Consider the following 10,590-nt stretch of genomic DNA (forward strand, 5'->3'; position numbering starts at 1 on the left):
CCGGCCAGCGGCCGGCACTACCGGGTCGCCGTCCCCACGTCATCGATATCCCGGTGCAGGATGCGCCGGACTTCCAGCACCGCTTGCGGGGTCTCCTGCACACTGTGGCCGGAAATGATGACCTTCTCCGACTGTGCACCCGGCAGGTGCGCACTCCAGTACGGCACCAGTCCGTCATCGGACTTGTCCACCGGCAGCTCCGGCTTGCGCTGGGCGATGATCGAGTGGTACTTCAGTCCCGCTTCGATCGGCAGCTGCGCTGCGGCCTTGACGAACGGGTCGCTGGCCTTGAGGTTGTCGATGCTGTTGGGAATCTTCGGCTTGGCCGTGCCATCGACCTGCTGCTCGGCCTGCGCCAGCGCCATGAACACGTCCTCGAACTTGCCGAGGATGGTCAGTGGCAGGCGCACCAGCCGGCCCAGCAGGCGCCCGACCTTGTTGCCGGCAATATCGGTGCCCTGGTGCGGCGCAGCGATGAAGATCGCACGCTCCACGTTCGGCTGTGCCTTGAAATGCAGCAACGGCCCCAGCTTGTTCTGCACGCGCTTCAGACGCTCGCCCTTCAGGTCATAGTTGGCCAGCAGGTCGTTCCACAGCACGTCACCGGAATCGCTCACCAGCAGCCGCGCGAGCACGCCGCCCATGCTGTGGCCGATGTAGACCATGTCCTTCGATGCACGCGTGCTGCCATTGGGATCGAAGTGCTTCAGCGTGTCGTTGAACGCATTGGCGATCTCGTAGCGGTTCAGCGCGATCGGTGCGTTGGTCGGGTAATAGACCTGCCACACCTGGAACTGCTGGCGCAGCTCGGGGTCGCCCATGATCTCGTTGGCCAGGTTCACCCAGGCTTCCGGGCTGCTGGCCAGGCCGTGCAGCATGAAGATGATGCGGCGGTTCGGGTCCCACGGCTGCATCAGGTAGATGTGTGGCTCGCCGATGCCCTCGCTCATGCCGAACAGGGTGCGCAGTGACTGCCGGGCGAAACCGCTCTGGGCAAGCCACAGGCCGTAGGCCGCGGTGAAATTGCCGGCCAGCGGCACCTGTTCGCCGTGCAGGGTGATGCGCTCGGTAGCTTCCGGCGAATAGGCATCCAGTTCAACCCGGCGCGTCCGCATCACATCGTCCAGGCTGCTGCCTTCGAAGCGCAGCAACGCGGTGACGTTGATCGAGGACATCTCGCTGAACTCGGGCACCGAATCGTCATGCCGATGACGGCGGCCACGGCGTGCGCCCTCTTCGTCATCCTGCGGTGTCTCCGCCTTCGGGCCCTCAGGCGCGATCACCGGTGCGACCAGCTTCGGCGGGTCCATCACCATCACCAGCTCGGCACCGAAGCCATCACGGCGATAAGTACTGCGCAGCCCGACGAAGCTGACCGTGCCGGCCGGCACCAGCTGCGCGGGAATGCTCTTCAGGTTCAGCTGCTGGTAGTTGGAAGCCAGCGACCAGCTGCCAACCGAGATCGGCTTCGTGTAGTCCTCGCCAGCCAACGCAGCGGCGCGCGCGCGGACGAACAGCACCACCGCCGCCTTCTCGGCCGCGTAGTTGTAGTAGTCACGCACCTGCGTCTGCCGGTCTTCGAAGGCGCGATCCGATGGTGAGCGGCCGCTGTAGAACAGGTAGGCATAGGCGTAGCGCGCGGCTTCCAGCCAAGCGTCCAGCGCTGCGTCGCTCATCGGCGGATCGCCGGCTGCGGTCTTCTTCGGCGTCAGCGCCAGCGCGGCCTTCACCCACAGTTCGGACAGCGCAGACAGCCGCTGCTCGACATTGAGATCGTCGGTCATCAGCAGCGTGCTGCGGCAGACCAGGAAGTCCTTCTCGCACTGCGATTCGTCCAGGCCTGCCGCGCTTAGCGTCTCGCGCGCAGCGGGGCTGAGCTTGCCGGTATTGAGCACGTCGGCACGCTTGTTGACCAGCGAATCGCTGGATTTGACCTGCTTGACGGTGACCATCGCGCAACCACTGCTGCCCAGCAGCAGGAAGGCGGCGAACAACACCGGCAGCGCACGCTGCCAGCGGATCAGGAGGAGTCGAGTCATTACTGCGGGTCCTGCTCGGTGCCAGGTACGCCCTGGCGGATCACGGTGGAGAAGTGGTCGCCGCTGCCCAGGTCCAACGCACGCTGGGTGATGCGGCCCTTGTCATGCAGCTCGGCATAAGGCACGCCTGGGGTGAGTGCGCCGACCTCCTGCGCATACTCGGCCAGATACCCGGACAGCAGCAGGCGGTAGTCCAGCGGCAGGCGCGGCGCGATGTGGCGGGCCAGGTCGAAGACGATGGTGGTGCAGTTGCTGGTGAGCGTGTTGTAGAAGCCCGGCTTCGCATCCAGTTCGCGCGCCTGCGCGATGTACGCGGCAAACAGTTCCTTCAGCTGCGCGTGGTCCATGCCGTGCAGGCGGTACAGATAGACATCCTCGCCACGCGCGTTGGTGCGGGTGCGGATGATGTCGGTCTCTTCCGAGGCCACCAGGGTCATCTCGAACTTGCGGAAGAACCCGCCCAGTGCCGAAAACGATTCGCCGCGCTCCTTGCGGATCTCCAGCGAAAACACCACGTGGCGACCGTCCTCGAAACCGAACGAGATGAGGGTGTGGGCGATCGCCGGGCCCATCCAGTACGACAGCACCAGATCGGCCGAGCGCAACTGGTCCAGGTCGTATTCGCGGCGCACCCAGCGCGCGTCGTAGTCGGTTTCGCTGCGCCAGGTGAAATCGCGCACGTTGTCAAACACCACGTGGCGCCCGTCGAAGGACACCACATGCAGGCGCTGGGCCACGTCATCGGCCCACACGCGGTCCTGGCGTGGGGTCAGCAGCAGCCACCACAGGCCGGCCAGCGCCAGCGCAGCGCCATACGCCATGCCGAGGCGGCGGTTGCTGCGACCACGCGCGACCCGCCACGACGCCCACAGCGCAAACAGCAGCCACAGCACCGCAATGCCGTTCGCCAGCCAGCCCGGCCCCGGCATCTGATAGGCCAGCAGCCCGGCCACCCACAGCGCTGCCAGCGCCATGGCACTTCCTGTCATCCAACGTCCTGCGGCTTTCACTGGCATCCTGTCGCGGTCCCGAAGCCGCATAGTTAGCCACAAGCGGGTTCACCGTGGCATCTACGGCCTGTTCAGGCACGCCGGCGCACCGTCTGCGGCGGTCCATGCGGCCAGGTTCACTTCACAGGAGCAACGATGGGCATCACTTCCGTGGCCGGCGTTCCGGTCCAACCCCAGCACCGCGCCACCTGCCACTGCGGCACGGTCGAGCTGCTGCTGGACCTGCCGGACGGCATCGTCGACCCGCGCCGTTGCGACTGCTCGATGTGCCGGCGCCGGGGTGCCATTGCAGCCAGCGTTGCCCGCGCGGGCCTGCAGGTCGTGCGCGGGCAGAACCACCTGCAGCTATACCAGTTCAACACCCATGTGGCCGAGCACTACTTCTGCGGGGTGTGCGGCATCTACACCCATCACCGGCGCCGCTCCAACCCCGACCAGTACGGCTACAACGTGGCCTGCCTGGAGGGCATTGATCCGTTCGCGCTGGGGGTCATTCCGGTCAGCGACGGGGTCAACCACCCGTCAGACCGCACCGGCTAGTGGCGCGTGCGCCGCGGCGGCGTGGCGACCTTCTGCCAGGGCGCCATGCCGCTGCGCCCCGCCCGCACAGGGCGTTTCAGCCAGGGCCGGCGTGGCGGCACCTGCGGCGCATCCGCGGCCGGGGGAGGAAGCGGTCTACGGCCGGGCCAGAGATGGTCGAGCAGCCACATGGCGGGTCTCCGTGGGGGACGGGGACGATCAACATTAGACCTGGGTGGGCATGGGCGGCGTGAGCGGAAGACGACAACGGGATGACGGCGGAGGGGGCGATGAGCCTGCTACGCCGTATGCTCGGCCAACGTGCCTTTGCGTTTCCGCAGCAACAGGTGCAACAACACAGCACACACAGCCGTCAGCAGCGCCAGTACACGCAGCAGTGTTGCCAGCGCCTTGGCGCTGACCTGCTGCAGCTGCTCACCGCTCATCGCCGGCAGCAGTGCCGCCGCCTGGTCGCGGGACCCGCTCGCCAGATAGGCACCGGCACGCGCCAACGACGCGGGCGATGCCCCATGCAGCTGCTGGTCGACCAGCATCGCCAGCAGCGCCGTCACTGCGGCCAGGGCGATGCCTTCGCCCGCTACCCGCACGGTTCCGAAGATGCCGGCGGCCATGCCCGCACGCTGTACAGGCACCACGCTCACCGACAGCCCATCCATCAGGCCCCATGGCAAGGCCGTCCCTGCACCGACCAGCATCAGCAACGGCACCCACTGCAAGGGCGACGGCTGCGATGCGTGGCGCGACAACAGGTACAGGCCAGAGGCACAGACCAGCAGTCCCAGCGTGCACAGCCGCGCACTTCCAACGCGCTCCGCCCAGCGCGCAGCCAGCATCGGCAGCACCAGCATCGGCGCGGACAGCGCCAGCATCTGCAGTCCCACCAGCGTCGTGCTCTGGCCATGCACGCCCAGCAGTTGCAGAGGCAACACGACCAGCAGCACCACGTAGCCCAGACAGGTCGCCACCGGCAGCAGCTGGACGCCGAGAAACGCCGGTTGCCAGAACAGTGAGAGGTCCAGCAACGGGGAAGGATGCAGCCGTTCGGCACAGACGAACGCGCCGCCCAACAGCAGCGTCGCCAACAGCGCCAGCTGCACGCGACCGGCGTGCAGGCCGTACTCTCCCAGCCACAGCAGGGCCAGGGTCAATGCCGCCAGCATCAGGCTGAAGCCCAGCATGCCGGCGATGTCCAGCCGTCCGCGCTCGCCCCGGCTTTCGGGCAACGCGCGCGCGGCCAGTGCGAACGCCGCCAACGTCAGCACACCGCCTGCAGCGAACACGCTGCGCCAGCCTAGCGCCTGCAGCAACAGGCCCGCGAGCAGCGGCCCCAGCGCCAGGCCCGCACCGAATGTCGTGCCCAGCAGGGCGAAGACACGGGCACGCCTCGGTCCCTGCCAGCCCTGCGCCAGCGCAGCGGTGCCCGAGGCCAGCGCTGCGGCAGCGGCAACGCCCTGCAGAGCGCGCGCCAGATCCAGCCACAGCAGCGTAGGCGACAGGCATACAGCGGCCGTCGCGACGGTGAAGCCGGCCGTGCCCAGCAGGAACATCCGCCGTCGGCCATGGCGATCAGCCAGGCCACCGGCAGCGAGCAGCAGGCTGCCGAAGGTGAGCATGAAGGCGTTGGTCACCCAGGCCAGCGCAGTGGGCGATGCCACTGAGGAGCGGGACAGCACCGGCACCGCGACGGCGCCGGCGGTGAAGGACAACGGCAACGCCAGCGCGGCCAGGCAGACCGCAAGCAGGGCCCAGCGCTGCTGCGCGCGGACAGGTACAGGGAGCATCGAATCCGGGGCCATGCGGGCCTCCATCCATCAGGGGCATTGATGATGGACAGGCCGCTATTCCAGAAAAACAGGCTCGATGGACGTTGATTACGTCCAACCGTTCCGCAATCATGCTCCCCATGGACTCCATCTCCGCCCTGCTCGCCTTTGTCCGCACCGCGGAGGCAGGCAGCATCGTCGGTGCGGCCCGCGTACTCGGCCTGTCAGCCTCGGCCGTCGGCAAGCGCATCGCCCGCCTTGAGCTCGACCTGGGCGCGCGCCTGTTCCAGCGCACCACCCGCCGCGTGCACCTCACCGACGAAGGCGAACTGCTGCTGCAACGCTGCCGGCGTGCGCTGGACGAACTTTCCGAAGCGCAGGCAGATCTGGCGCAACGACAGCACGCCCCCAGCGGACTGCTGCGCATCGGCCTGCCCACCATCGGCTACCGCTTCCTGCTGCCGGTGCTGCCCGGCTTCCAGCAGCGCTACCCGCAGGTGCAGCTGGAACTGGACTTCAACGACCGCATCGTCGATGTGGTCAGCGAAGGCCTGGACGCGGTGATACGCAGCGGCGAACTGGCCGATTCCAGCCTGACCGCGCGGCGACTGGGTGGCTTTCGTTTCATCCTCTGTGCGGCGCCGGGCTACCTGCAGGCGCACGGCACACCCGGCGATGTAGGCGACCTGCGCATGCATACCGCGCTGCGCTTCCGTTACCCCACCACCGGAAGGCTGCATCCGTGGCAGCTGCCGGGTATCGAAGGCGATGCCGGCGCGCGCCTTCCCACGGCGATGACCTGCAACAACATGGAAGCCGTGCTGGCCGCTGCGATCGGTTGCATGGGCCTGGCCTGGATGCCGGACTTCCTCGCCGCTGACGCGCTGGACGATGGCCGCCTGCAACGGGTGCTGCCTGCGCTGCCCACGTACCAGGGGCAGTTCTCGTTGCTATGGCCCGGTGGGCGCCATCCCAGTGCACGCCTGCGGGTGTTCATCGACTACGCCGTTGCCAACCTGTTCCAGGACGCCTCATAAAAAGGGGACGGAGGGGATTAAGTCGTTTCAGGCACAGCAGGGCCAGTTACGACTTAACCCCGTCCGTCCCCTTTTTCCTAGCGACTGAAGCGGCGGGCGCCTGCCACGCAGATCACCGCGACCGCGGTCACCAGCACCATGCTGAGGCTGACCGATTCGTGCAGCAGCAGCGCGGCCAGGGCCAGGCCGAAGAACGGCTGCAGCAACTGCAACTGGCCGACAGCGGCGATGCCGCCCTGCGCCAGCCCGCGGTACCAGAACAGGAAGCCGATTAGCATGCTGAACACCGCCACGTAGCCCAGCGCCCACCACGCCGAGGCACCGACCGCAGTGAACGAGGCCGGGCGCATCAGCACCGTCAACGGCAGCATCACCGGCAACGCCAGCAGCAGTGCCCAGCTGATCACCTGCCAGCCGCCCAGATGACGGGCGAGCCGGCCGCCTTCGGCATAGCCCAGCCCGCACACCACGATGGCCGCCAGCATCAGCAGGTCGGCCTGCAGCGAGGCCTCGATGCCGTTGCGCACCGCATAGCCGACCACGCAGGCACTGCCCAGCAACGAAAACAACCAGAACGCCGGGCGCGGCCGATCACCACCGCGCAGCACGCCGAACAGCGCAGTGCTCAGCGGCAACAGGCCGAGGAACACGATGGTATGTGCCGATGACGCGTGGCGCAGCGCAAGCGCGGTCAGCAGTGGAAAACCGACCACAACGCCGAGGCTGACCACCACCAGCCCAGGCAGGTCACCGCGCCGCGGCCACGGCTGGCGCAGCATAAGCAGCAGGCCCAGGCCAAGCACGGCGGCGATGGTGGCGCGTGCGGCGGTGACGAACCCGGCATCCAGCTGCAGCACCGCCAGGCGGGTGGCCGGCAACGAGCCCGCGAAAATCACCACCCCGATGAAGCCATTGATCCAACCGCTCGCCGACCGTTCCACGCCTGTGATCCTGAAGTGCCAGGCGACGCCTGGCGGAGCCTGTATGGAAGCATCCATGGCGGAACCGCCCCAGCTACAATCCAGTACAGTCGCAAAGAACTGTATTGCCCACACTTCCACTACAGTGCTGACATGCCACGTCCGCTTACCCGCATCGAATCGGTCATCCAGGCGGTCCGCAACCGCATCACCGCGCGGGTCGATGGCCCCGGCTCCCGCCTGCCTTCGGTGCGCGCGCAGGCGGCAGCGATGGGGGTGTCGGTCTCCACCGTGGTCGAAGCCTACGAGCGCCTGGCGGCCGAAGGGCTGATCAGCGCGCGTGCCGGTTCCGGCTTCTACGTCAGCGGACCGGCCGCACCGCTCGCCCTGGCCGAAATGGAACCGCGGCTGGACCGCGCGGTGGATCCGTTGTGGGTGTCGCGGCAATCGCTGGAAACCCCGCCGGGCCACCTCAAGCCGGGGTGCGGGTGGATGCCCAGTAACTGGCTGTATCACGATGGCATGCGCCGCGGCCTGCGTCGGCTGGCGCGTGCCGATGCAGTGCATCTGGTCGACTACGCCGGACCACTCGGGCTGCCCGCGTTGAGCCAGCTGCTGCAGAGGCGCAGCGCCACGCTCGGCATCGATGCACCGATGGAGCAGATCCTGCTGACCGACTCCGGGACGCACGCGGTCGACCTGATCTGCCGTTTCCTGCTCAAGCCCGGCGACTGCGTGCTGGTCGATGACCCGAGCTACTTCAACTACCACGCGCTGCTGAAGGCGCACCAGGTACAGGCAGTGGGTGTGCCGTACACACCCACCGGCCCGGACCTTGAAGCGTTCGATCGTGCATTGCAGGACCATTCGCCACGGCTGTACATCACCAACTCGGGCCTGCACAACCCGACCGGTGCGGTGCTCTCGGCCAGCACCGCGCATCGGCTGCTGGGGCTGGCCGAACGCAGCGAACTGATCATCGTCGAGGACGACATCTTCGCCGACTTCGAACTGCAGCCGGCACCGCGCCTCGCTGCGCTGGATGGGCTGTCGCGGGTGATCCACGTCGGCAGTTTCTCCAAGACCCTGTCGGCCGCCTCGCGCTGTGGCTACATCGCTGCACGCCACGACTGGATCGAAGCACTGACCGACCTGAAGCTGGCCACCAGCTTCGGCGGCGGCCATCTGGCGATGCAGTTGATGCACATCGCGCTGACCGACAGTGGCTACCGACGCCACATGCAGTCGATACGCTCGCGGCTGGCCGATGCGCGCCGGCACACACTGCGGAAACTGCACACGCTGGGCATCACCCCGTGGCTGCAACCGGAAGCCGGCCTGTTCCTCTGGTGCCAGCTTCCCGATGGCCGCGATGCTGCTGCGCTGGCACGGCAGTGCCTGCGCGAAGGCATCGTGCTGGCCCCGGGCAACGCGTTTAGCCAGTCGCAGCGCGCGGCCGACTATCTGCGTTTCAACGTCTCGCAGTGCCAGGACCCGAGGATCTGGCAAGTACTGGCACGCGCGCTGCGATGAGCTGGTAATGCGCGACCAGCGCATCCACCACCACGCGCACGCCCGGCAGCTGGCCGCGACGATGCGGCAGCAGCACGCTGGTGGTGACTTCGCCGGCATGCCACGCCGGCAGGACCTGCTGCAGGCGGCCAGCAGCGATGGCCGCCGCACACAGGCTGTAGGGCAGCACGGTGATGCCAAGACCCGCTTCTGCCGCCGCGATCAGCAGCTGCGATTCATTGCCGACCAGCGCCACCTGCGGCTCCACCTGCACGGTGCCGGCGTCGGCGCTGTGCAGCGTCCAGCGCGTTGCATGGCGCGCGGTCAGCAGGCCGGCATGCGCGCGTAGCTGCTCGGGCGTGTCCACTGCCGGCGCGGCTGCCAGATAACCAGGGGCCGCCACCAGCACGATGCGTTCGCTACCGAGCATTCGCTGCACCAACCCGGAATCCGGCAGCGGACCGAAGTGGCTGCGCAGGGCGATGTCGATGCCCTCCTGCGCCAGATCGATGAAACGATCACTCACTTCAACTTCGATGCGCAGCCGCGGATAGCGGCGGGCCAATGCGGGCAGGCACGCGGCGAGCTCGCCCTGCACCACCGGAATCGAAGCGCTGATGCGCACGGTGCCGCTGGGTTCGGCCTGGCGGTCGCGGACAATGGCCTCCGCAGCCTCTACCTCCGACAACGCCGCGCGTGCGCGTTCGAAGAACTCTTGGCCGACCTCGGTCAGCGCGAAGCGGCGCGAACTGCGTTGCAGCAGCCGCACCTCGAGGTGTTCTTCCAGCAGCGCCACGCGCTTGCTAAGGGTCGAGCGCGGCAGGCCCAGATGGCGCCCACCTGCGGCGAAACCACCCTGCTCCACTGCGGTCACGAACAGGGCCAGATCATTGAGGTTGAGCATGCGCAACGTCCACACGTGTGGACTTCAGGATGCCATTCGGACGGCTTCAGCGGCAATGTCCATGCTGGCACGCTTTCCTCACCCGCCGCATCGCGGCTCGAACCGGAAATCTGCCATGACCCCGATCCTCTTCTACGGCGTGCCCTCGGGCTGCTCGTTCGGCTCCATCGTTGCACTGGAGTGGCTGCGCCAGCCTTACCAGCTGTGCCGCATCGACATGCCCGGCCAGGTGCAGGGCGAAGACTACCGCCGCCTCAATCCACTGGGCGAAACCCCGACCCTGCGAACCCCGCAGGGCGAGCTGCTCAGCGAGAGCCTGGCAATCCTCAACCACCTGGCTGCGAAGGGCATCGCGCAGGGGCTGGGCTTCGCACAGGGCACGGCTGGCTTCGATCGCCTCAACCACCGGCTGGCCTATCTCAACACCAGCTTCTTCGGTGCCTACGCGCCGCTCTGGCACGCACTGGAGCATGCGGAAGGTGATGAAGCCGAGGTGCTGGGTGCCTATGGCACGACCAAGGTGCGCCACGCCCACCAGGCGCTGGAGCAGATGATCGGTACGGGCCCGTGGCTGCTGGGCGAACAGCGCAGCTTCGCCGATGCCTACTTCGCCGGCATCGCGCGCTGGAACGACTTTCACCAGGTCGTCGACCGCCGCGAGTTCCCCAGGGTGCAGCAGCTGTTCGAACGCCTGCAGGACGACGCGGGCGTGCAGTTCGCCCACGCCATCGAAGCGCAGCAGCCGGCAACCAGCAGTGGTGGCTTCCTCGGCGAGGTGAGGCTGGAAGACGTGCTTGAGGCCACAGCGGCCTGAGCCCTGTGCTGTCTCTGCGGCAGCGGCGCGCAATGCCTCTTGCGCGCCGCG

The 10,590-nt window shown here is 67.5% G+C and carries 8 protein-coding genes and 1 pseudogene; 4 read left to right on the forward strand and 5 right to left on the reverse strand.

Annotated features, from left to right (window positions below):
• Nucleotides 1–17: 17 nt before the first annotated feature.
• Both ABGA94_RS12865 and ABGA94_RS12870 read right to left on the reverse strand, forming a co-directional pair.
• Nucleotides 18–2,039: a triacylglycerol lipase gene (locus ABGA94_RS12865; RefSeq protein WP_095377015.1), complete on the reverse strand. Its 2,022-nt coding sequence runs from the start codon at nt 2,037–2,039 to the stop codon at nt 18–20.
• On the reverse strand, nt 2,039–3,013 hold the full coding sequence (locus tag ABGA94_RS12870; RefSeq protein ID WP_065197111.1) for a DUF4105 domain-containing protein: 975 nt from the start codon (nt 3,011–3,013) through the stop codon (nt 2,039–2,041). Before ABGA94_RS12870 ends, ABGA94_RS12865 begins: the two co-directional genes overlap by 1 nt.
• Nucleotides 3,014–3,184: 171 nt before the next feature.
• Between ABGA94_RS12870 and ABGA94_RS12875 the strand changes: the two genes are divergently transcribed.
• Nucleotides 3,185–3,589 (forward strand): GFA family protein, encoded by a 405-nt coding sequence (locus ABGA94_RS12875; RefSeq protein ID WP_329841409.1) that lies wholly within the window; start codon nt 3,185–3,187, stop codon nt 3,587–3,589.
• Nucleotides 3,590–3,867: 278 nt separating this feature from the next.
• Here ABGA94_RS12875 and ABGA94_RS12880 read toward each other — a convergent pair whose 3' ends face one another.
• Complete coding sequence (locus ABGA94_RS12880; protein WP_065197131.1) at nt 3,868–5,385, reverse strand: MFS transporter; 1,518 nt, start codon at nt 5,383–5,385, stop codon at nt 3,868–3,870.
• 107 nt (nt 5,386–5,492) lie between these two features.
• On the opposite strand from ABGA94_RS12880, the pseudogene ABGA94_RS12885 reads away from it, so the two are divergent.
• Nucleotides 5,493–6,477 (forward strand): annotated as a pseudogene (locus tag ABGA94_RS12885) (LysR substrate-binding domain-containing protein).
• Here ABGA94_RS12885 and ABGA94_RS12890 read toward each other — a convergent pair.
• Entirely contained in the window at nt 6,467–7,330 is an 864-nt protein-coding gene (locus tag ABGA94_RS12890) for a DMT family transporter (protein ID WP_375367463.1), read from the reverse strand. The pseudogene ABGA94_RS12885 and the gene ABGA94_RS12890 overlap by 11 nt on opposite strands.
• Nucleotides 7,331–7,462: 132 nt before the next feature.
• Here ABGA94_RS12890 and ABGA94_RS12895 point away from each other — a divergent pair, with 132 nt between their 5' ends.
• Nucleotides 7,463–8,842 carry a PLP-dependent aminotransferase family protein gene (locus tag ABGA94_RS12895; RefSeq protein WP_375367465.1) on the forward strand — a complete coding sequence of 460 codons (1,380 nt, stop codon included), beginning with the start codon at nt 7,463–7,465 and terminating at the stop codon, nt 8,840–8,842.
• Here ABGA94_RS12895 and ABGA94_RS12900 read toward each other — a convergent pair.
• Complete coding sequence (locus ABGA94_RS12900; RefSeq protein WP_375367467.1) at nt 8,781–9,725, reverse strand: LysR substrate-binding domain-containing protein; 945 nt, start codon at nt 9,723–9,725, stop codon at nt 8,781–8,783. The two genes, ABGA94_RS12895 and ABGA94_RS12900, sit on opposite strands and share 62 nt — an antisense overlap.
• Nucleotides 9,726–9,840: 115 nt before the next feature.
• Here ABGA94_RS12900 and ABGA94_RS12905 point away from each other — a divergent pair, with 115 nt between their 5' ends.
• The gene (locus tag ABGA94_RS12905) at nt 9,841–10,539 is read left to right on the forward strand and encodes a glutathione S-transferase family protein (protein WP_111127633.1); all 699 of its coding nucleotides are present in this window, start codon (nt 9,841–9,843) and stop codon (nt 10,537–10,539) included.
• Nucleotides 10,540–10,590 lie beyond the last annotated feature (51 nt).

Origin of the sequence: Stenotrophomonas sp. 3diitr2024, assembly GCF_042136455.1 — a bacterium.
Taxonomy (GTDB): domain Bacteria; phylum Pseudomonadota; class Gammaproteobacteria; order Xanthomonadales; family Xanthomonadaceae; genus Stenotrophomonas; species Stenotrophomonas sepilia.

What these genes read in the sequence shown, in the direction of transcription:
- ABGA94_RS12865 (WP_095377015.1), bottom strand. Translation starts at nt 2,039, where the DNA reads ATGACTCGACTCCTCCTGATCCGCTGGCAGCGTGCGCTGCCGGTGTTG.
- ABGA94_RS12870 (WP_065197111.1), bottom strand. Translation starts at nt 3,013, where the DNA reads ATGGCGCTGGCAGCGCTGTGGGTGGCCGGGCTGCTGGCCTATCAGATG.
- ABGA94_RS12875 (WP_329841409.1), top strand. Translation starts at nt 3,185, where the DNA reads ATGGGCATCACTTCCGTGGCCGGCGTTCCGGTCCAACCCCAGCACCGC.
- ABGA94_RS12880 (WP_065197131.1), bottom strand. Translation starts at nt 5,385, where the DNA reads ATGGCCCCGGATTCGATGCTCCCTGTACCTGTCCGCGCGCAGCAGCGC.
- ABGA94_RS12895 (WP_375367465.1), top strand. Translation starts at nt 7,463, where the DNA reads ATGCCACGTCCGCTTACCCGCATCGAATCGGTCATCCAGGCGGTCCGC.
- ABGA94_RS12900 (WP_375367467.1), bottom strand. Translation starts at nt 9,725, where the DNA reads ATGCTCAACCTCAATGATCTGGCCCTGTTCGTGACCGCAGTGGAGCAG.
- ABGA94_RS12905 (WP_111127633.1), top strand. Translation starts at nt 9,841, where the DNA reads ATGACCCCGATCCTCTTCTACGGCGTGCCCTCGGGCTGCTCGTTCGGC.